Below are 22,547 nucleotides of genomic sequence, written 5' to 3' on the forward strand. Positions count from 1 at the left end.
CTATTTGAGTGGATTGGAAACTAAATGATTTGTGTCAGCAAGTTTAAGGCAAGCGATAATTCATGAAATTCCAGTTTGTGAGGAGAATACATAATGAATAGACAATCAAAAGAACCAGAATATATCATCTGCCCTCGCTGCAACGAAGAAGTTTTCAAAGATGCCATCACCTGCCCATTCTGCAACTTTGGCATTTTGGCCTGGCTTGACGAAGCGATTGATGAAAATGGTAACTCTAAAAAACAGAGAAACTAAATGAGGAATAACAAATGAACTATCTATCCATCCATCATCCCGACCCGTCTGTCCGGATCCAAACCAATCACGACCGAAACCAGTAAACAGGTATCAAACCTTAACAGCTTTTGGAGTTGGGCTTATTCCAACGTCATGAATAATGCAGAACGTGGCGCCCTAGCGGAATACCTTGTTGCCTGCGCGCTTGGAGTGGCTGACAATGTCCGTGTCAACTGGGACAAGTATGACCTGCTATCCCCAGAGGGCATTGCCGTTGAAGTCAAATCATCCGGTTATCTGCAGAGTTGGGGCCAGGAAAAATTGTCCGCATTAAGTTTCGGCATCCACCCAACCTTCGGTTGGGACAGTGCAACGAATACATATTCCAAGGAGCTGACACGTCAGTCTGATATCTACGTCTTCTGTGTCCATAAGCACACGGACCAGGATACTGTAAATCCACTGGATATCGCGCAATGGGATTTTTACCTGCTGCCAACCAGAATCCTGAACGAAAAAGCCGGTGCACAGAAACATGCTAATCTGGCATCACTCATCAAAATGGGGGCTGAAAAATGTGACTTTGAGCATATCCACCAGAGAATCGTGGAACTGATACAGAAAGAAAAATAAAAACACCTTCACTCCTATCCGTTCGCAGCAGATCTGCGACCAGATAAGAAATATGTGATAAGAGCAGATATTCCGTCCGAACCGTCCCCGAATTGAATATGCAAAAGCAATACCTAGAAGTATAATTACCTCCGGGTATTTTTCATGTCCCTATTTTGCTTCTGCATATTCCCGCAACGGCGTTACCGGAATTCTGGTATAATCATTTTCCCATTCATCCAGTAGTTTCGTTCCTTCTTCTTCTGTCAGGTGTTGCATTTCACTTAACTCTATACCGTTTTCTCCATACAACCATGGGGAATCCGGATAATCATCGTAGTCATAGACCAACTCTTTTACTGTTTTTAGTGAATCTCCACCATCCCACATGAGTTTCTCCCATGATGTAATGCCCGCTCCGCCGGATCCAGTCAGCAGCAGGCTGTTATCCGGACAAAGATAATACCGGTTGCGTTCCCAGGAAGTTGCCAGATGGATAATCTCTCCACTAACATTCGCATAGACATCATAGGCAATGTCCGGCCATTCCTCATAAGCGGGCCGCGTTGTACCCATAATCAATTCCGGTGTCCCGTCACTGTTCAAGTCGCAGAAATAATACCCCACTTCATCCAGTCCCATCGCTCCATCGGTGTTATGCCAGAACATGTAGCTTTCTTCCCCATCTTCATCCCAACCATTAGTTGCATAATCACAAAACTGGTCAAGCACTTCCTTATACAGTTGTTGGCCTGCAGCGTCCATATCAGCTTCAGATGAGATATCCTCTCCGTCGTTCTCCCGCTCTCCGGACGGATCCGCTCCGGTCTCTGGTGTATCTTCGCTCATATCTACATCAGTGGAAGCATCCGGTTCATCCACACCGCTGCCCTGTTCACTGGAAGCAGAACTACCAGACTGCTGCGGCTCTTTTGTTCCGCATCCGGCGATTGTGGCAACTGAAACACTTATAGCCAGCAAAGCAGTTATTATTTGTTTTCGCATGATTTTCCCCGCACATTTTTTCTTTTTTTAAATTCTTTGAAACATCTGTATCTATTGTAACACGTTGGAAATGCTATGCCTATATGATTTTGTGATGTCGGCCAGGTAAATGAAGAAGTCGTGGATGCGAAAGGCTCCGTCCGAACCGTCCGAAAGAAAATACACAAAAGGTATAGAACATCAGTTCTCTTTTATGCTATAATATGGACATCAAAGGGGCAATATTATGCCAAAGACGGGTATGCCAGAAAGGAGCAACGATGCGATGGAAAAACAAAGTGTATTTATAGCAATCGATTTGAAATCATTCTATGCTTCTGTGGAATGCCTGGAACGGAACCGTGACCCGCTGACTACAAATTTGGTTGTCGCTGATAAAAGCCGGACAGAAAAGACCATCTGCCTTGCCGTGTCGCCATCCCTGAAAAGTTTTGGCATCTCTGGACGTGCCCGTCTGTTTGAGGTCGTACAAAAGGTTCGCGAGGTGAATGCAAAGCGACGCTATTATGCACCCAGACACCAGTTCGCCGCTTCATCGGATGATATCACGAAGCTGAATGCCGACCCATCTCTGGAGCTGGATTATATTATTGCTCTGCCTCAGATGGCTTTATATATGGATTACAGTACAAGGATTTACAACATCTATCTGAAGTATATTGCACCGGAGGATATCCACACCTATTCCATTGATGAGGTGTTTATCGACGCCACTCATTACCTAAGTACGTACCACATGACCGCGCATGAACTGGCAATGACCATAATACATGACGTGTTGGAAGAAACCGGTATCACCGCTACTGCCGGTATCGGGACAAATCTGTATCTGTGCAAGATTGCGATGGATATTGTGGCAAAACATATTGAGCCGGATGCAAACGGAGTGCGTATTGCAGAACTGGATGAGCTATCATACCGGAAACATCTGTGGGAACACCGACCACTCACTGACTTTTGGCGGGTTGGCCGTGGCTATGCAAAGAAATTGGAATATTATGGCCTTTACACTATGGGTGATGTCGCCAGATGCTCTATCGGTAAACCGATGGATGCATATAACGAAGACCTGCTATATAAGCTATTTGGCATCAATGCAGAACTGCTCATTGACCATGCCTGGGGATATGAACCTTGTCCGATGAAACTTGTGAAAGCATACAAACCAGAAAACAATAGCGTCAGTTCCGGGCAGGTGCTGCACTGCCCTTGTGATTTTGAGCAAACAAAACTCATTGTCAAGGAAATGGCAGACCTGATGGTACTTGACCTAGTGGATAAAGGTGTGGTCACAGACCAGCTTGTATTGACCATAGGATATGATATCGAGAACCTTACAAATTCGAACCGCCGTCGGAACTACCACGGACCTATTGTGACAGACCATTATGGCCGACAAATACCAAAATATGCACACGGAACAACGAACCTGAAGAAGCCGACCTCTTCCACAATGATTATCATGGATGCTGTTGTGGCACTCTTCGATAGAATCGTAGCCCCGTCGCTTCTGATAAGGAGGATTACGCTTACAGCAAACCGTCTGGTGGATGAATCCTCAGTAAAAGACACAGAAAGTTTTGAACAGCTGAACCTGTTCACGGACTATGCGGCCAAAGAGCAGGAACAGGCCCAAGAAAAAGCTGCTCTGGAGCGGGAAAAGAAAATGCAGCATACCATGCTGGACATCAAGAAGAAATTCGGAAAGAACGCCATCCTGAAAGGAATGAACTTACAGGAAGGCGCAACTGCCCGTGACCGGAATGAACAGATTGGCGGACATAAGGCTTAACCGAAAGATAGAGGTGGATACGAATACGACATTGAAGTCGTTAACCACTGCCACATACGGACAACCTCTGCTATCTCACTAGCAAGAAAGGAGACATTCTCATGGACAATAAGGAAACACATCGGTATGATGACATCATCAATCTGCCTCACCCGACTTCAAAAACACATCCGCGGATGCCGCTCTACAACCGTGCCGCACAGTTCTCACCGTTTGCAGCATTAACCGGACATGAAGCTGCTATCGCGGAAACTGCCAGAAGAACGGATAAAAAACATCAATTAAGTGAAGATACGATTGCAGAGTTGAATGAAAAGCTGAATCTGATAGCGAAAACCATTGGAATCAAACAACTGGTGACCATAACCTATTTTGTCCCAGATCAGAAAAAGACCGGAGGCTCCTATACCACATGCACCGGCGTAGTCAGAAAAATTGATACCTATGCCCGTGCTCTCATCATGGAAGATAATACGATTATCGAAGTGGAACAGATAAGTGATATTCAGGGAAGAATGTTCGGAGTGGATTACTCATAAAGCTTACCAAACCTGTGATATTTATATCAAAATTCCATTGCAGTGATCCACTTCATGCTGCACGATTTGTGCCGTCCATCCAGATAATTTCTGACGCTGTTTTTTCCATGAAAAATCCTGATATTCTACTTCAATATTTTCATATCTTGTTGTTTTACGAATACCGCTTAAGGATAAACAACCTTCCTCCGTTTCATATGCTCCGCGTTTTGAAACAATGACCGGATTAAACATAACTACATCGAAAATTCCCATATTTACAATAATGATATTCTTCTTTACTCCAATCATATTTGCTGCCATTCCAACGCAGCCTTCCCGATGTGCCTTCAATGTATCCTGCAGGTCTTTTCCAACCTGCAAATCTGCCTTGGTTGCCGGTGCTGATTTCTGTGCTAAAAACAGCGGATCATGCATAATTTGTTGTACCATAATTTTTTGCTCTCTTTCTGTTATTTTTTGACTTTTTGACAAGCTCCTAAAATAGTATACTATACCAAGTTTTTAGTAAATACTACAATACATTTTCGATATTATTTTGTATTGTAGTATCGCACAACTTTGCTGTCTAGTCTAAATTATCCAGCCCATCTCTGTATACACGATTCATTGTGGCCTGAGCATGCTCCATCTCTTTTTTCTGAATGATTGCATTTCGATCACTCAATATAGCCAGCATTTCATCTACCACATCCTCTGGCCGCGGTTCTGAAATACGATACAAATACCCAAGCATTCGCGTCGCTGTGTAATCTGTATTCATCTGTTTGTATGCAATTTCTCTACAAAAATCATCTGGATAGCCTTTTCCCTGTAAGACATGATATAATTCATCTGTTCGTTTTTCTGACATTTTTATCTCCATTCATTACTCAGTTATGTTTTTTTATATATTTCCGCTATTTAAACTTTTAGTGAATCATTTTTCACTTTATTTACCATAATATACTATTCCACATACCATTTTTGCTGCATCTTATAAAGTTGATAGTATTCACCTTTCTTTGCCAGTAATTCATTGTGATTGCCAATCTCCACAACTTTTCCACTTTTCATCACAATGATCTTGTCAACTTCCCGACAAATTCCAATTCTATGTGAAACAATAATAGCTGTTTTTTCCTTTGCAATCTTCAAAAACATCTTCAATATCGTTGTTTCCATAATTGGATCTAAAGCAGCAGTTGGCTCATCCAGAACAATCATACTGCTGTTTTTGAACATACCGCGTGCAATTGCAAGTTTTTGCCATTGACCGATAGAAAGGTCTCTGCCATCAAACTCACTGCCCAATAACATGTCAAGCGCTTCCTTGCTTGAAAACTCCGATAAATCCATCTGTTTTAAAAGTTCCTGTATTTTACCAGTATCATTCAAATGTTTCCAGTTACTGATACCGATATTTTCTCTCAACGTCATTTCATATTTTACAAAATCCTGACTTACAATAGAGACATTTCGATAAAATCCTACCGGTTCAAAATTGTTTATATTTTGTACGCCATATAATATCTCGCCCTTTTGTGCTTTATATAAACCGGTCAGTAGTTTTACCAGCGTTGTCTTACCGCTTCCATTATTTCCTACTATAGCAATAGATTCATTCTTTTTTATATCAAATGATATATTGGAAATTGCCATGTAATCTGTGTTCGGATAAGAAAAACATATATTTTTAACATTTATCTTATCAAAATTGGAATCAAATTTTTCCGTTCCACGCACATCTTCATCAATATCAATAAAGTCATAATAATCTCTTACAAATGCCGCACATTCCGGAAGTCGCCCAAGACTGATCAGAAAATACTTTGCTGCCAACTGAAAAGATGAGAATGCCATAAGAGAAGCAGCCAGCATACCAAAATCTAACTTATGATTCAACAAAAGTAAAATTGCAATGATGATACTAAGCATATAACCGCATTTGCATAAAATCTCACATAATGAAAAGCTGCAAATATCCCGTTTCTTAAAATCCCATAATTCCTGATTCATTTCATCTCTGGTTTGGTATAATTTTTCTTCAATATAAGATTCAATTCCAAAGATACGAAGTTCCTTTACCACTCTTTTATCTCCAAATAAATGGTACAGATAGTTTCGTCTTCGTTCACCTGCTGCCTGATATTTCTTTAGTTCATAAAATTCCTTTCCACGGATTAACCGAACGATAAAATACGGAATAACACTCATTAAAGATACTAATGCCAACAATGGACTAAATCTGGCTAATATAAATAATGTACTTCCTACCTTCAAAACTTCTGCCAGAACATTGAATACCGACAGGCTTAAATCGGAAAATCTCCCATGTTCAATGCAGTCCTGCGCCCGTTTCAGTCGATTGTTAATTTCTACATCCTCATACTGAATCAAGGATAAACGTCCACCTTTTTCTCCAAGTTCTATACCAAGTTTCATTCCAACCTTGGAATCAATTTTTACCATACAGGCATAAAATACACTGTTTGCCACTTCTGACACAACAAATATCCCCCATATGATACCTAAATATATCACGCTTGTTTTTAAATCTTTCGAATACACATGATTTAAAAATACGGATACCAGCCATGTATTGACGGCTACCAGAACCGACTGAAGCATCATACAGACAACCTGCATAATAAGTGACTGCGGTGCAATCCTGCGTATATCTTTTAATGAGCGAAATAACAATTTTCTCATTTTCTATCCCCCATATATGTATGCTTCAAACATAACGCATGTGGAAAATCTGATACGTAATTTCTGTTCAACGCAAATTGCAATATTTTATCTCAGAATCACAATCTCCACACTATGCTGTATACCACTCTGCTTGTTTACAGAATAATGTATAATATTCTCCCTGACGTTTCATCAGATCATCATGATTTCCCTGTTCTATAATATTTCCATGTTTCAATACCAGAATATGATCTGCCATCTTAGCACTGATCAGACGATGTGAAATCATTAAACTACCTCTGGACTTCATGAGCGAATAGAACAACTGATACATTTTGTATTCTGAAACAGGATCCATAGAAGCAGTTGGCTCATCCAGAATCGTATATGTTCTATCTGTCAGAAAAAGTCTGCTGACCGCTAATCTTTGCCACTGACCTTTTGACAGATCAATACCGCCTTTTTCCAGTTTACCCAAAGGCTTGTCCAAACCTATATTTTTTATAGCCTCCAGATTCACCAATTCCAGCGCTTCCTCTAATTTATCATCATGTTTCAGTTCACATAAATTTCCAAATGCTATATTCTCCCGAATTGTCAATTCATACTGATAAAAATCTTGAAATACAACTTTTATTAATTTGCCAATTTCCTGACTGCTCAATTCGTTTAAATCATGATCGTCTATCAGGATACGTCCTTTTGTCGGTCGATAAAATCCACATAACAATTTAATAATTGTTGTCTTCCCAGAACCGTTTTCACCTACGATTGCGGTACTTTGCGACAGATCAATTTCAAAATTCGCATCATGCAAAACTTCTTTCTCTGAATTTGGATAGGAAAAACAGACATCTTCAAACCGAATAAAATGAATCGGAACTTCAATATGTCCCATTCTTGGTTCCGTATTTTTTAATTCAAAGAAGGAACTTATGTAAGATACCTCTTTGATTTCTTTTGAAAAATCACCAAATGTTTCCAGCAGATTGGTGATGGTATCAACAATGCTTAATGTTGTATTGAACAATGCAATAAACATACCTACAGAAATATGCCCTGTCATTACACTGTGAATCAATATTCCTGTGCAACCTATATACCACAAAGCAGCAAACAGGCTCTTTTTTAACAAAGCTTTTTCAACCTTCTTTAATGTTGCATCTTTTTCTTTCAACATTTTGTCACTCTGTTTTTTCCACAGAGATTTAATATAATCTGTTGCCTGATAGATGATTAATTCTATGAGACTTGTTTTGCTTGTAAGCAGTCGTTCATAATAGGAAACTTTTCGCTCATCCATTGTCTGACGTTCGTACAGTTCAAACCATAAACTTCCTGCTTTATAATTTTCATATAGCATTGGAATCAAAAACACTACAAATATAACAATCAGCAGATTCGATGCCTGCCGGAAAACTAATAGTAAACCAGCTAATGAAACTACTATTTTTACGATTTCAACTATCTTCCAATAAATAATTTTTACCTTTTCTCCAGGATTTTCTGAAATTCTTGAGATGATATCATAGGTTGTACTTTTTTCGTAACATCTGTAATCCAGATTTTTATATTTTTGTATGATATCTCGCTCCAGGCCATCTGTCAGCCTCATATCAAATCGAATTTCCATATAATTATCAAAACTTGTCAAAATCACATCCAAAAACAATGCGGCAACAAACATTACAAAATCTAAATATATTCCAGTCGTAAATTGTCTCTGCCGCAACAGATTCAAACTATTATCTATGATTCTCTGGAAAAGTATCGTATTAATTGGCACAAGTACAGCTAATAAGACGGCATTTAGTAATTTTATGCCGCCCCAGATTCGGTTATATTTCCATAACATACTCAGTATATCTTTAATCTGTTTTTTCATAGTTTCGCTTTTCCCCATAATTGTTTCTAACCAGATAAAAATATTCTACCATATACCAAGTAGAAGATATACTATTAATTACTCCCAATTCTGTTGTATGCTCATCCTCCCCATGCTATAATTTGTGAAGAGAGTTTCCATTTAAAAACTAGGAGTGATACTTTCATATACTAATAGTCAAACGCAAAATGGATGGTTATAAAATGAGATGGATATATGAACTTATGTGGTTGTGGCAATCAATTGGTATTATCATTTTGATTCTTGCTATATTTGAATGCTGTGCTGCTTTGATTTTTAAATTACTGAAAAAACGCTATAATTTACATATGGCTGTCTGTATTGCTATTGCTGCTTTTATTATAGCAGTTATTTTTATCTTGCATCTTGCAGGAACACCTATGCCACTGTAATCTGGAAGTTTGATACGAATAACATCTTACTCTCAGAATCAATATGCTTTACACTTACAGAAGTGGAGGTATTCTCGGTTGCGTAAAAAAATAAGGCGACAATATATATGACGTATGATATGATAGTTAAAATAGATGGTAGTTTTCTACCAGATACTAAGGGGGTAAATTTTTATGGGAAACAAAGTAACATTTCGAAACGCAGAAAGAAAAGACACTGGACTGATTCTTCAATTTGTGAAAGAGCTTGCAGATTATGAAAATATGTCGGATGAAGTAATTGCTGATGAATCTATCCTTGAAACGTGGATTTTTGACAAACAGAAAGCTGAGGTTATTTTCGCCATGGAAGATGGAAAAGAAGTTGGTTTTGCACTGTTTTTTCATAACTTTTCTACTTTTCTCGGTCGCGCAGGTCTTTATTTGGAAGATTTATTTGTAAAGCAAGAATACCGTGGAAAGGGATATGGCAAGGCACTTCTGAAAAAATTAGCATCTATTGCTGTCGAACGTGGCTGTGGACGCTTTGAATGGGTATGTCTCGATTGGAACAAACCAAGTATAGATTTCTATCTTTCTCTTGATGCAGAACCTCAGGCAGATTGGACGATTTATCGTATGACCGGTGACACCCTCACCAATTTTGCCGAATCCTGATTGCATGCAACAAGCTGCGCCAAGGAACCTGAAAGAGAAAAAAATGATGAAATATCCATCTATCATCCTTGTGGCGCATTCACAGCAGAGAGGTAACAAATACCTCTCTGTTTTTATCTGGTTAAGCTTAAATCAAAATTCCATTTATTACTCATTTATATGTTTCTGCTATTTCAGATTTTAGTGTGTTATTTTTATTTTCGCTCTATCACCCAAATATCCTTTCCAGAAAATGCAAAACCTATTTTATAAATCTTTTCTTCCGGAATGCCTGCTGCCAGCAGATCCGTTTCATATGCTTTTTCCTCAATCTGCAACAATGCGTTTTCTGCTGTAGCAGCCAGTGATTTTTCATTCCTGCTGTCATGTATCTTAAATTCCATAATAAATGCATCATCCTCTTTGTTGATTGGAAACATTGCAATATCATATCTGCCACGTCCACTTTCCCGATTTGATCGAATATGATATCTGTCACGCAACGATACGATCAGCCCCAGAACAAGTCCATGGTAAAAATTTTCCGGTACACGGTCAGAAGGTTGTTTTCCTGTATCAAAATAACTCATTGATGAATACGCAATCTCCGTAAGAATATCACTCATCTTCTCCGTCTGATGCTCTAATAATGCCGTTACAAATGCATTGTAAATTGCATTACCATTCTTAAACATTTCAAGAATTTCATATCGAAACATACCCATTACTTCCTGATTTGTCACCGACACATCACACTCCGTCAGTTCGCCATGCTTTTTCACATTGTCAGCTTTAATATAACCGACAGCTAACAGAAGAGACCACAAGCTGTTTTCATCACCATCCAAATATTGAAAGGTGATATTTTCATTAATTTCTTTATGTATCACTTCCCCTGACATAAGCAGTTCGATTTCATACTTACTGCGTACCGGATGTTTGCGGATAACATCACGGATCAGTTCATTACTGCTCGTATGTGTCCAATAAGATACTAATTCACCATTTCGAAGATAATTGCAGATGGACCATGGATTATAAATATCTTTCCTTCCTCCGATGATAAATCCATTATACATAGATTTAATCTTGGGCATAGACATTATATTCTGACATTTCAAAGCATCAGATACTTCCTTCTCTGTGAATCCGAAACTGTCATCATATGCTTTGCATGTTACCGTATCTACTTCAATATTGTTCATATCAGAAAATAAAGAGTTTTTCGTTACTCTTGTAATACCGGTAATGATTGCTCTGTCATAGTAAGGATTTTCCTTAAATGCACAGTGAAACAGCTGGCGGCAGGTTCCGATCATTTCATTCCAATATCCGTCTGTATAGGCCTCAAGTAACGGTGTATCATATTCATCCAGAAGAATGACTGGCAAAGTGCCATAATGTATAGACAGAAGTCTGCACAGACGAGGGATGGCTACTTCTGCCTGATCTACATCTCCTTTACGAAACATTTCACGCAAAGAACGATATTCTTCCCTGTCATCTTCACTCAGCCTGTCACTTTTCAATAATTCACTATGCGCATCATACATCATAAAGAATGAATTACTGATTCCTTTCATTGCCTGGTTATAATTAGCACCTTTACAACTACCAAAGCTGACAGAAACCGTTGGTATTTTTCCATACCATTTCCGAATGCGACTTTTTCTCCATACATTCAATTTTTCAAAATACTCCGGATGACCAGATAATCTTGGATCCAGGAAATATTCAACGGTGCTGATCATTGTTGTTTTCCCAAAGCGTCTTGGGCGTGTAATAAGGGTTACTTTCGCTTCACTAATCATCCATTCTGAAATAAACTGCGTTTTGTCCACATAAAACTGTTTCCCACAGGCAAATTCACGAAAACTTTGACTTCCGCATCCAACTTTTTCATCCAGATAAGGATTCCACATTAAAATATCCTTTATTTTATCCCAATATGCCATCAGACGCTGTCTTTGTTCCAGTAATTTTTTTCGTTCATCAAAGGCTTCCAGAACATATTCCCGCTCAGATAATTTTACATAATAACTAACGGACTTCCCACTAATCGTTTTCTGGATATAAGGCTGTTTTTTCCCATTGATATTTTTATAAGTTAAAGTGCCTTTTGGCAACTGTTCCAAACGATCATCTATTTTTGCAATCTGTTCCTTTGGACTACTCATAAATCATTCTCCTCCCCTCTAAATAACAACTGGACATATTTATTTTTTATTATATAACCATTCATAACCATTGTAAACCATGTTGTGTGTCCTTTTTACGTATGCTATAATTTTCTATAACAACGTATGTTGATCTATGTAAATGCAAGACACTGATGCATAAATTCAATGAACTGCCACTGGAAACTCATGAACGCAGTCACTTTGTGACTGCGTTCAAATTATCTGAAATTAAGATATGTTAAAATTTCCTGTTGCAAAATCCACATCCAGCTGTGCGGCTGCATCCGAATTATTCCAGCGAATCATCAATTTCTGATCCTCTGCCTGGACCTGAATATACGCATCTTCGGTAAATGCCTTACAAGTACTGCGAAACCGTAACAGTTCCAATTGTTTTTGCACAACCTCTGTCTGAAGTGCCTGCTCAATTTGATCATCCGTTAAATTCGTGCGATTAATTTCTTTATGTCCACCTTCGCCTGCCTGTTTTACTGCCTCATGATCGTTTTTTCCGGCAAACAGATCTAAATACCATATTTGTGGTTTTCCAGGCATAAACATCTGGATAGCTCTTGCCAACAAAAGTTTTTGTTCTGATTCTCCCAATGCACTGAAATAAGTTGCATTTACCTGATAGTACACATTTTTCTGACCATGGAGATTTTTCACCATACCACCTCGATCTACAATCAATGTAATCAGTTTTTGAATATCTTCTTCCGGAAGAATTCCTTTCAGATCGAGTAACGGAATTCCATCATGGCATCCTAGCATATTCACGGTTTGAATCTTTTTGTCTACCAGTTCCTTTGCCCAGTTTGCCAGATACTTACTTCGTTTGTTTTCAATCGCATCGATCACCAGACCTGGAAGAAAGAAATCATAGGTCATATATCCTTTTTCTGCTACCTTCTGATAAATATGTTCCTCATATGCTGCATGAATTTCCGGCAACAAAGTCAGACCATAAGGTTGTGCATACATCTGAATCTGTTCCAGTAAATCCCATGTTTCCGGCTCATTGAGAAAATTCTTTCTTCCAGGTGCTTTCGGTGCATAGGCAAAAGCATCCAGTCGTACAATACTTGCCCCATAGGATGCAATTTTAGCAAGAGTTTCCCTGTAAAATGTCCATACTTCAGGAGATTGAATGTTCAGATCCATCTGTCCAAGATACTGCGGATAATGTTCTTCCTGATAAAATGTATTCCAGTAAGGATGTTTTGTTCCATCCGGAAACTGTACCATCAGGATTGGAAGTCCTGGTTTTCGAAAGAACATGTCTTTAATGTATGTCTCGTCTGGTTGAATATAGCCCTGTTCCGTCATAGAGCCATAGCCTTCCCAGAACGCATTCCAATCAATAAAAAAGTTTTTATACTCCGATGCGTCTCCCTTTTCTACCAGATCTTTAAACTGTGGCGATTGTGCTGATGCATGATTTAAGATAAAGTCTAGTTTCAGATCTATGCCAAGCTGTTTTAACAATTTCAGATCATCTTGTGTGGCAATTTCTTCATTGACATCATAATCAATGACAGAAAATCCACGGTCCAAATCCGAATGATACAGACTTGGTAATATGTAAAAAGAGCCAAAGACATTATTCATCTCATCTCTTTCCAGCAATGTTACAATCTTTTTCAGAGTTCCACCTAAACTGTCTGGATAAGCATTCAGCATCGGTTTAAGATTCATATACATGACCATCCTTTCCAACGATAATGTCAGCGTCCTTCGCCTGTTGTTCTAATTTTTTCGCTTCCAGAGAAATAACCAACTGAATAAATGCACTGGCAGCATTTTCGTCTCGTCCACGACGGATTCTACGTGCCTTTGTCTCTTCCGGTGTGCTGTCAAGATAAACAGAAAAATCCACACCTTCCAGATAATCACTACCACCATGTGTCCATTCCAGAAGTAATACCTGTACATCTGTCAGATCTGTCTGCTCAAACCAGATTTCGCCTTCATTTCGCCCCACTTTTTTCAGTTCGATTGATGTATCTCCGGCATGAAAATTTGCCAACACTTGATTGATACGATCATAGTCAATCTCCTGCGGTGTTCCAAGGTAAGCATTCAGACCTTCTTTTCCACTTTTCTGATAAATCCGTTCCCGTTCCTCATCATTCTGTTTCGGAATTCTGTACGGATAATCATCTCCATGCACGATAAAACAACCGATACCGTCTGCAAGAAACTGCTGCTGCAAAATATCTGCCATTGTAGTTTTTCCAGAACCAGAACCGCCAAAAATACTGATTACTTTACGTTCTGCTCCTGTTTTATCGCGAAGAAGCTTGTATAAATCGGCTGCATCCTGCATTTTTTTGAAAGAAAACTGATATGCTTCGTATTCAGTTACTGCCATTGGCAGCAACAGACCGGCCTGCATCAATGCCATTCCGCTGTATACGTTTCCAGTAGTTTCCTCAAGATAAAAACACGTTTCATCCAATCCTTTTAATTTTACATAAGTTCCAAAAGGATTACCTTCCGCTATTAAACGGACAACACTTACTAATGCCTGTGACTGATCCTTTGCAACGCTCATCCATGCAGCTACTTCGTCTTTAAACGGATCCGACAGACGGTAATAATCACCCTCACGAATCAGTTCCTGATGTCTACGATAAATCGCAAGCTGTGTGCGGATTTCTTCTTTTTCTTCACAGCTAAGCAAAGCAGGATTCATCTCATAGCCAAAAGTACCCGCCATAGCTACCACACCTCTGGTATTCAGGCTTGTGATTCTGCCAGTCTGATGATTCGGTACCGCAGACACATGCGAGCCAACCACAGCTGTTGGATAGAAGAAGGATGTTCCATACTGAATCCGTGTTCGATTGATGGCATCCGTATTATCACTACACCAGATTTGCGGAGTGTAGTACATCATACCTGCATCAAAACGACCGCCACCGCCACTGCAGCCTTCAATCAAAATCTCCGGATAACGGCTGGTCAGTTTTTCAAGAAAATCATAAAGCCCCAAGACATAATCATATGGTACATTTCCCGCATATACATCCGCCATACTGCGGTTCATATCCCACTTAATATATTCGATATTTCCCTGATCTAAAATCGCACAGATGCGTTTTAAAATTTCTTCCCGTACTTCCTTCCGTGAAAAATCAAGTAACAGCTGATTTCTAGAACGGATTGGTGCCCGTCCCGGAATTGTCAGAGCCCAGTCCGGATGGGTACGGTACAGATCACTGTCTTCATTTACCATCTCAGGCTCAATCCAGATACCAAATTTCACGCCCTGTGCATTGACACGTTCAATCAGCTGTCCTAACGTACCGCCTAATTTTTCTTCATTGACAAACCAGTCACCCAGAGAAGCATTATCATCATTTCGTTTGCCGAACCACCCGTCATCCATGACGACCATATCAATGCCAAGCTCTGCAGCCTGCTTTGCCAGTTCCACGATTGTATCACCATTAAAATCAAAGTACGCAGCTTCCCAGCTGTTGATCAAAATAGGACGGTTTGTATGTACCTGCTTACCTTTACATACATGATTTAAAATACAATTATGGTACAGGTTGGACAATTTGGAAAATCCCTCATCAGAATATGCCATAATTACTTCTGGTGCTGTAAATTCTTCTCCTGCTTTTACCGGATAAGCAAATAATTCATCTCCAAGCCCCATTTGAAAACGTGTCTGGTTAAATTGATCACGCTCTGCCTCGCAAACAAAATTTCCGCTGTACATTAAAAGCATTCCATAACAGTTCCCGCTATCTTCCGTTGCTGTACGATCTGCAAGGATCACACCTGGATTATACTGATGACTGGAGCTGCCACGGTGACTGCCAATCCGGTACGTTCCATGTCCCACAGGAACACGCTCCAGATTGCGCTCCATAGCATGTCTGCCATAAAAACTGATTGCATCGTAGTCTCCCTGTACAAAATCAAGGCATGCGGACAATGCTTTTTTCACGGTAATCGTTTCTGTTCCTGTATTTTTGATCACTACACTTCTGGTAATGATATCCGCATCTTCCAGTACACCGTAAAACAGATGCACTTCTACCTGTGTCAATTCATCTTTTAACACAAGTTCCAGCGTCTCTGCTTTCTCATCCGCTGTCCAGACAGCCGGAAGTCCCTGCAGGCTATATTTTCCTTTTGTGATCTTATAACTGTCAAAAGTCGGATCACAGCACTCTGTTCCGCCTGCACTCGCAATGTTTAATGCAACGCTGCGGTAATCACCAGTTCCAAGAGACGGATACTCCTGCGGCAGTGCATCCAGAGAATAAGTACGATCCATACCTGCTGCATACGGATTTCCGGAGAAACCATGATCCGCATAGCATAACAGGTAATCCATCGTTCCTTTTACCCGCACTCCATAATATAAGTGCAGCAGATAACCTTTTGCATCCGCTTGCATCTGATAAGTTGTATGTTTTGTATGAATTGTAAATATTTTTCGGTTTGCATCAAAAATAATTGCCATTCACGGTTCCTCCTCATTATTCACACTTTTTCTATTTGTCAGTCATTTACACAGAACTTATAATTCACTGAATCTGAATCTTGCTTGCTTTTTATTATACTATTTTACCGCACCGTTTGCCACACCATTTAAGATCTGCTTCTGGCAGATAACATAGAAAATCAAAATCGGGATCAACGCCAGAATATAAGAAGCAAATGCCAGGTTGTAATTTGTTCCAAACTGGCTCTGGAAATTCAACTGTGCCAGTGGCAGTGTATTCTGACCGGTTCCGGACATAATGACCAATGGTGTCATGACATCATTCCAGGTACCAAGAGCTGTCAATATTGCAACCGTAGCATGCATCGGTTTCATCATCGGAAAAATAATCCGCCAGTACGTTGTCCATGCATTGGCTCCGTCAATATTTGCTGCTTCTTCCAGTGCTTCCGGAATATTTTTCAGATATCCGCTGTATAGAAGCACATTCATTGGCATATAAAATACCAGATACAGTAGGATAACACCAAAACGGTTTCCGATTCCCATCTGCGCAGTCTGCTTTACCAGCGGCATCATCAGAATTGAAAATGGTACAAACATACCACTGACAATATAAAAATAAATGAATTTAAATCCTTTGATCCTGCGCATACCACGTCCGATCACATAACCTGCAATGGAATGGATCAGGATCGCCAGTACGATTGTAACAAGTGTGATCAGTAAACTGTTACCAAGAGAATGCCAGAAATCCGTCACCTGCATGGCCTCTGTAAAATTGGCAAAACTCCAGCTTTTTGGAAGTGAAAGTGCACCTGCCACATCATTTGTCATTTCACTCGGATTTTTGAAAGCAATGATTACTGCCATATATAACGGGAAAAATACCGTCACGGTTCCGATGATCAGAAGTGCTGTTAAAACCTTATTTGTTTTACGTCCTTTTTCCATTACAACTGTTCCTCCTTCTTATTCGTAAACCGCAGCTGGAAAACAGAGATTGCCACGATCACAACGAAAAACAATACTGCATTTGCACTCTGGAATCCAAACTGCCCGCCGGACATACCGTTTTTATAAATTAAATAGGAAATAGATTCTGTACTCTGCGCTGGACCGCCCTGTGTCAATGAAACAATCTGATCAAATACCATTAAGAAGTTTTTCGTACTCAGCACCAGATTGATGGATACAAATGGCATGATCAGCGGAAATGTGATTTTCCAAAATTCTGTCCATTTATTGGCCCCATCCAACATACTTGCTTCATAGACATCTTCCGGAACAGTCTGTAAACCGGAAATATAAATGATTGTATTCATAGCTACTGCCTGCCATACACCCACGATCAGTACCGCGATCCATGCATATTTTTCGCTGGCAAGAATGCTGTTTTCCAGGAAAGAGATATGGCAGACGCTTCCGATGGCAGGAAGAATGTATGTAAAGATAAAGCTGAAAATATAGCCGACTACCAGTCCTCCAAGGATATTCGGTACAAAGTAAATACCACGCAGCGCGCTCTTGCCTTTGATTTTGCTGTTTAATCCAAGCGCCAGAAGCAAACTTAACACATTGACAAGGATTGTTCCGGCGATGGCATATTTAAAAGTAAACAGGTAACTTTTTCCGACTCTCGCATCGGTAAACAGATCCACGTAGTTGCGCCATCCAACCACGTCATAAGAACCATAGCCTTTATAATTAGTAAAACTGTAAATCACACCTTTGATCATCGGAAGGGTATTGAATGTAAAAAACAATGCAATGACCAGAATTGCGATGATCCAGAATGTTTTATTCCGATTTGTCATTTTTGATTTCATTTCGTCTCCTCCGATGTTCCATCTTTTTCATTATATTGCTGCACTTTCCAGATCAGATCCCGATTGTACCGATTCCAGTCTTTGTCGAATTTGCTCAGGAAAGTTTTTTTGGCATCTGCGCTGTCATCCAACAAATAAGTCTGAATCATGGCATCCACACTCATCTCACTCGGATAGTGATGATCCTGAAAGTCAGCCATACGGTCGGATTCAATATAAGAGCGTACCCCTTCCAGTTCAGAAGAAAGTGGAAAATCACCCTGTTTACATGCAATGCCGCCCTGCTCATCCAGATAAGTGCGGATTGTATCGTCCTCATACAGGAAACGCAGTACCTCGTAGGCAGCCTCCTTGTTTTTGCAGGCTTTCATAACACAAAACTGTACATCAATGCCGGAGTTTAATACATTATCTGCTTCGTCCTCATTTGCCGGGAATGTAAATGTACCAATATTCATATCCGGATTAACGGATTTGATCTGTGGAATCGCATAACTTCCGATAGTATACATGGCAGACTGACCACGGGCAAATGCCGTACATGCATCGTTATAGCTATAAGCAGTCGGGTTTACTTCTCCATAGCCAAGCAGCGCTTTTATCTTTTCTGCCGTTTCATCATACCCCTTTGTAAAAGTTGTCGTTCCATTATTTACTTCACTGCAAAGCTGCGGATCCGCCAGGCTGACAGCCAGCGCATTCCATGGAGCCAGACAGGTCCATGTATCTTTAAATCCGAAATATAACGGCTGAACGCCCTCGCTCTGAATCTGTTCACAAAGTGCCATAAATTCACTCCATGTCTGAGGCACTTCCCATCCATGTTCCTCAAACAGGTCCTTATTGTAGAGGATACCTGCCGCGTTTGCGACATATGGCAACGCGTATGTCCCATCCTGCGGGATAAATTCCAACTGTTTATCCATATCCAGATAGGAGGATTTTGTTTCACTGAGCACATCAAGATCTGAAATATCAGCAAAAAGATCCGAATCTAAAAAATTGGAGTAATCCATATCACCACCGATGACAACGATATCCGGATAATCTTCCCGGATAAAACGTGTTTTCAAAATCGTCATTGCTTCGTTCGGAGAGTCAATGGTCAAATGAATATCATCATGCGTTTCATTAAATTTTTCTGCAATCTCATTAAACGTATCTACTGCTTCTTTTTTGTATGAGACAATTTCAATCTCCGTCTTACCTGCCGCTGTCTCCTGTTTTCCGCATCCCATCAGGCCGGTCAGTCCGCATCCTGCCAGAAGAAGAGCTGTCAATCCACAGATCAGTTTCTTTTTCGCCATATTTTCTGCTTCCTTTCTTGTTTTTTTCTGTTAAAATGATTGTAACATCTCAAAATGCGACCTAGAATATCCGCATTTTTCATTTTTTATATCATTATGCGTTTTATTGTGCTATAATCAATATGTATGTCACATAATGGTATATTTTTAGATATTTTTACTTTTTAAATAATAGTTGCAATACTCCGGAGGGAATTTCCAATGCCTGATCTTTTATTTCATATTTTTCCAAATGAAAATTTTATTGACCTATGTCTGTATCAGTATGGCTACGAAAAATGTGATCCCGGACATTCTTTTGGACCGGCTGCCCGCAATCATTATCTGTTTCATTATATTCTTACTGGAACAGGAACTCTGCTGGCAGATGATACGAAAGGTGTAACGCAAACTTATCAAATACGCAGCGGACAGGGATTTATGATTTTTCCTGGACAGGTCACGACCTACATTGCAGACTCAAACGTACCATGGGAATATATCTGGGTAGAATTTGACGGATTGCGGATCACAGAAGCATTAAGTATGACGGATTTTTCCAAAAATAAACCAGTCTATCATCCGCGCAATAAAGAACTGCGGGATAAACTGGCAGAAGAACTGATATATATCACTCATCATCCAAAAGAATCTTCATTTCATCTCATCGGACATTTATACCTATTTTTGGATTATCTGATTCAATCAGCTCACTCTACACAATTAGTATCCAGCAGCAAAATGAGTGACTATTATATCAAAGAGGCAATTAATTTTATTGAACAGAATTTTCAGAACAATGTTTCCATTGAAGATGTGGCAGCAGTCTGTGGTATCAACCGCAGCTATCTTGGAAAAATTTTCAAGAAAAGTACTGGTCAGTCACCGCAGGAATTTTTAATGAATTACCGTATGGTAAAGGCAGCAGAACTTCTGAAACTGACTTCTCTGTCGATTGCGGATATCGGTTCTGCCGTCGGATATGAAAATCAACTGCATTTTTCCCGGGCATTTAAGAATATTTACGGTGTTTCTCCCAGAGAATGGAGAAATCAGCACAAATAACAGAAGTGCTTTCAGACATCCCTTTCCGGAATGTCTGAAAGCACTTTATGTTTTTTCTTTTTAAGAATACAACTCTGTCACAAATAACGTATTCTAAATCGTTTTCTTTTATTTGATATTTTCATCCGGATAACGGATCTGCAGATAGTTAATGATCGCATCTACGGTTTTATCAATACCAAGTACGGAACTGTCAATACAGAAATCATAGCTGCGTGAATCTCCCCACTTCTTACTGGAGTAGTAGTTGTAATAATTTGCACGCTTCTTATCTGTTTTATTGATAAAATCAATGACCTTATTATCATCCTTGAACTCTTTATCCGTATCTGCTTTGATTCTCTTTAACCGGAAATCTATGTTTGCATGAATAAATACACTGACACAATCCGGATCTCCAGCTAATGCATAATCCGCACATCTTCCTACGATAACACAGGACTCCTCGGATGCCAGTTTTTTGATTGCCTCAAACTGTGCCAGGAATACTTTGTGATTCAATGGCATATCTACAAACGGAGCTGATGTATATCCACTCATGGAATATGTATCCATGACTAAAGAATATAAAAAGCTGTTTGTCGGTTTCTCATCATTTTTCTGTAAAATTTCTTCGCAAAATCCACTGTTTTTTGCTGTGATCGAAAGTAATTCACTGTCGTAACATTTTATATTTAACCGATCGGCCAGTTTTTGTCCGATTTCTTTTCCCCCGCTTCCAAATTCACGTCCGATTGCAATTACAAGATTTCTCATAGGAAATCCCCCTTTCCTTACTTACTATCTATAGTATACTACATTTGCGCAAAAATCTCAACGGCAAACCGTTTTTTGTCTGAAAACTAGAGACGATCGACATGAATTTGCACGCATAACGCATTTTATATTGCTGACATGCAGCATTGTAAGATAGTCATTCTGAACATATCAATCGTTCTGTCATGATTTTGAACGCAGAATGAGCAAGTAGCGAAAGCGGATTGTGAATGTCCGCTTTACAGCTTATTCAATAAATTCTGGAAATACTCCGGCAACGGAGCCTCAAATTCCATATACTCATGGGTGGACGGATGGATAAATCCGATGATCATGGCATGCAGAGTCTGTCCCTGTAATCCTTTCATCGCAAGATTTCTCGGATTTCCATACAGTTCATCCCCGAGAAGCGGATGTCCGATACTTGCCATGTGTACACGAATCTGGTGAGTTCGACCTGTTTCAAGTTGAAACTCCATATATGTATATTTTGCAAATCGTTGCAGCACTTTATAATGTGTAATGGCAGGCTTCCCATTTTTTTCATTAATCGCCATTTTTTTACGCTGGGTCGGATGGCGTCCGATGGCGCCCTCAATGGTTCCTTCGTCCTCTTTGACAATACCGCACACAATTCCACGATAACGGCGTGTCACCGTATGTTCCTTGATCTGCTCCGCAATGTCTGTATGCGCCGTATCATTTTTGCACACGATCAATGCACCTGTAGTATCCATATCGATGCGATGTACGATTCCCGGACGGATTTCCCCGTTGATCCCGGACAAACTATCTGCACAGTGATACATGATGGCATTGACCAGCGTACCACTGTAATGACCGGCAGAAGGATGTACCACCATTCCTTTTGGCTTATTGACAATCAGTACATCTGCATCTTCATACAAAATATCTAACGGAATATTTTCCGCTTCTATAGCAACGGATTGTGCCGCTGGAATGGACGCGGTGACCACATCTCCCTCATCCATAACGTATCCGGCCTTTGTGATCTCTTTCTCATTTACCTTTACATTGCCATTCTTGATCAGCTTCTGGAAAAAACTGCGGGACTGATCTGCATAGATCAGTGTCAGATAGCGATCCAGACGTTCTCCGGCCTGCTCTGCCTCCACAACAAATTCCTGCATCTGTACTTCATGCTCCATAC

20 protein-coding genes are annotated in these 22,547 nt (G+C 39.9%); 7 read left to right on the forward strand and 13 right to left on the reverse strand.

What is annotated here, in order from left to right:
- Positions 1 to 93: 93 nt before the first annotated feature.
- Positions 94 to 255, forward strand: coding sequence for a hypothetical protein (locus Q0I54_RS08265; protein ID WP_296117897.1), 162 nt, complete (start codon positions 94 to 96; stop codon positions 253 to 255).
- Positions 256 to 390: 135 nt separating this feature from the next.
- Positions 391 to 870, forward strand: a complete 480-nt coding sequence (locus tag Q0I54_RS08270) for a hypothetical protein (protein ID WP_296117899.1) — start codon at positions 391 to 393, stop codon at positions 868 to 870.
- 150 nt (positions 871 to 1,020) lie between these two features.
- On the opposite strand, the gene Q0I54_RS08275 is transcribed toward Q0I54_RS08270, so the two are convergent.
- A complete protein-coding gene (locus Q0I54_RS08275) occupies positions 1,021 to 1,854 on the reverse strand; it encodes a hypothetical protein (RefSeq protein ID WP_296117900.1) in 834 nt (277 codons plus the stop codon).
- A gap of 265 nt (positions 1,855 to 2,119) precedes the next feature.
- Between Q0I54_RS08275 and Q0I54_RS08280 the strand changes: the two genes are divergently transcribed.
- Together Q0I54_RS08280 and Q0I54_RS08285 are read left to right on the forward strand one after the other, a co-directional pair.
- Positions 2,120 to 3,646: a DNA methylase gene (locus tag Q0I54_RS08280; RefSeq protein WP_296117902.1), complete on the forward strand. Its 1,527-nt coding sequence runs from the start codon at positions 2,120 to 2,122 to the stop codon at positions 3,644 to 3,646.
- Positions 3,647 to 3,747: 101 nt separating this feature from the next.
- A complete protein-coding gene (locus Q0I54_RS08285) occupies positions 3,748 to 4,185 on the forward strand; it encodes a hypothetical protein (RefSeq protein WP_296117904.1) in 438 nt (145 codons plus the stop codon).
- A 21-nt stretch (positions 4,186 to 4,206) separates the two neighbouring features.
- On the opposite strand, the gene Q0I54_RS08290 is transcribed toward Q0I54_RS08285, so the two are convergent.
- The 4 genes from Q0I54_RS08290 to Q0I54_RS08305 all read right to left on the reverse strand — a co-directional run bounded on the left by Q0I54_RS08290 (position 4,207) and on the right by Q0I54_RS08305 (position 8,743).
- Complete coding sequence (locus Q0I54_RS08290) at positions 4,207 to 4,617, reverse strand: peptide deformylase (protein WP_296117906.1); 411 nt, start codon at positions 4,615 to 4,617, stop codon at positions 4,207 to 4,209.
- 136 nt (positions 4,618 to 4,753) lie between these two features.
- Positions 4,754 to 5,038: a hypothetical protein gene (locus Q0I54_RS08295; RefSeq protein WP_296117909.1), complete on the reverse strand. Its 285-nt coding sequence runs from the start codon at positions 5,036 to 5,038 to the stop codon at positions 4,754 to 4,756.
- Positions 5,039 to 5,133: 95 nt separating this feature from the next.
- A complete protein-coding gene (locus Q0I54_RS08300) occupies positions 5,134 to 6,876 on the reverse strand; it encodes an ABC transporter ATP-binding protein (protein WP_296117911.1) in 1,743 nt (580 codons plus the stop codon).
- Between the two features lie 112 nt (positions 6,877 to 6,988).
- The gene (locus Q0I54_RS08305; protein WP_296117912.1) at positions 6,989 to 8,743 is read right to left on the reverse strand and encodes an ABC transporter ATP-binding protein; all 1,755 of its coding nucleotides are present in this window, start codon (positions 8,741 to 8,743) and stop codon (positions 6,989 to 6,991) included.
- Between the two features lie 203 nt (positions 8,744 to 8,946).
- Between Q0I54_RS08305 and Q0I54_RS08310 the strand changes: the two genes are divergently transcribed.
- Positions 8,947 to 9,156 carry a hypothetical protein gene (locus Q0I54_RS08310; protein ID WP_296117914.1) on the forward strand — a complete coding sequence of 70 codons (210 nt, stop codon included), beginning with the start codon at positions 8,947 to 8,949 and terminating at the stop codon, positions 9,154 to 9,156.
- A 174-nt stretch (positions 9,157 to 9,330) separates the two neighbouring features.
- On the forward strand, positions 9,331 to 9,813 hold the full coding sequence (locus tag Q0I54_RS08315) for a GNAT family N-acetyltransferase (protein WP_294785773.1): 483 nt from the start codon (positions 9,331 to 9,333) through the stop codon (positions 9,811 to 9,813).
- Positions 9,814 to 10,007: 194 nt separating this feature from the next.
- Here Q0I54_RS08315 and Q0I54_RS08320 read toward each other — a convergent pair whose 3' ends face one another.
- The 6 genes from Q0I54_RS08320 to Q0I54_RS08345 all read right to left on the reverse strand — a co-directional run bounded on the left by Q0I54_RS08320 (position 10,008) and on the right by Q0I54_RS08345 (position 19,576).
- A complete protein-coding gene (locus tag Q0I54_RS08320) occupies positions 10,008 to 11,969 on the reverse strand; it encodes an AAA family ATPase (RefSeq protein ID WP_296117916.1) in 1,962 nt (653 codons plus the stop codon).
- A 231-nt stretch (positions 11,970 to 12,200) separates the two neighbouring features.
- Positions 12,201 to 13,670, reverse strand: a complete 1,470-nt coding sequence (gtfA, locus tag Q0I54_RS08325; RefSeq protein WP_296117918.1) for a sucrose phosphorylase — start codon at positions 13,668 to 13,670, stop codon at positions 12,201 to 12,203.
- Positions 13,660 to 16,458, reverse strand: coding sequence for an alpha-galactosidase (locus tag Q0I54_RS08330; RefSeq protein ID WP_296117919.1), 2,799 nt, complete (start codon positions 16,456 to 16,458; stop codon positions 13,660 to 13,662). The genes gtfA and Q0I54_RS08330 overlap by 11 nt, the downstream gene beginning before the upstream one ends.
- A 99-nt stretch (positions 16,459 to 16,557) precedes the next feature.
- Complete coding sequence (locus Q0I54_RS08335) at positions 16,558 to 17,394, reverse strand: carbohydrate ABC transporter permease (protein ID WP_296117921.1); 837 nt, start codon at positions 17,392 to 17,394, stop codon at positions 16,558 to 16,560.
- On the reverse strand, positions 17,394 to 18,257 hold the full coding sequence (locus Q0I54_RS08340) for a carbohydrate ABC transporter permease (protein ID WP_367270808.1): 864 nt from the start codon (positions 18,255 to 18,257) through the stop codon (positions 17,394 to 17,396). Before Q0I54_RS08340 ends, Q0I54_RS08335 begins: the two co-directional genes overlap by 1 nt.
- Before the next feature lie 8 nt (positions 18,258 to 18,265).
- Positions 18,266 to 19,576: an ABC transporter substrate-binding protein gene (locus Q0I54_RS08345; protein ID WP_296117924.1), complete on the reverse strand. Its 1,311-nt coding sequence runs from the start codon at positions 19,574 to 19,576 to the stop codon at positions 18,266 to 18,268.
- 201 nt (positions 19,577 to 19,777) lie between these two features.
- On the opposite strand from Q0I54_RS08345, the gene Q0I54_RS08350 reads away from it, so the two are divergent.
- Positions 19,778 to 20,620: an AraC family transcriptional regulator gene (locus tag Q0I54_RS08350; protein WP_296117926.1), complete on the forward strand. Its 843-nt coding sequence runs from the start codon at positions 19,778 to 19,780 to the stop codon at positions 20,618 to 20,620.
- A 108-nt stretch (positions 20,621 to 20,728) separates the two neighbouring features.
- Here Q0I54_RS08350 and Q0I54_RS08355 read toward each other — a convergent pair whose 3' ends face one another.
- Positions 20,729 to 21,376: an AAA family ATPase gene (locus Q0I54_RS08355; protein WP_296117927.1), complete on the reverse strand. Its 648-nt coding sequence runs from the start codon at positions 21,374 to 21,376 to the stop codon at positions 20,729 to 20,731.
- A gap of 239 nt (positions 21,377 to 21,615) precedes the next feature.
- Positions 21,616 to 22,545 carry an RluA family pseudouridine synthase gene (locus tag Q0I54_RS08360; protein WP_296117929.1) on the reverse strand — a complete coding sequence of 310 codons (930 nt, stop codon included), beginning with the start codon at positions 22,543 to 22,545 and terminating at the stop codon, positions 21,616 to 21,618.
- Positions 22,546 to 22,547: the final 2 nt, after the last annotated feature.

It is taken from the genome of uncultured Eubacterium sp., assembly GCF_934295145.1.
Lineage (GTDB): Bacteria > Bacillota > Clostridia > Lachnospirales > Lachnospiraceae > Eubacterium_I.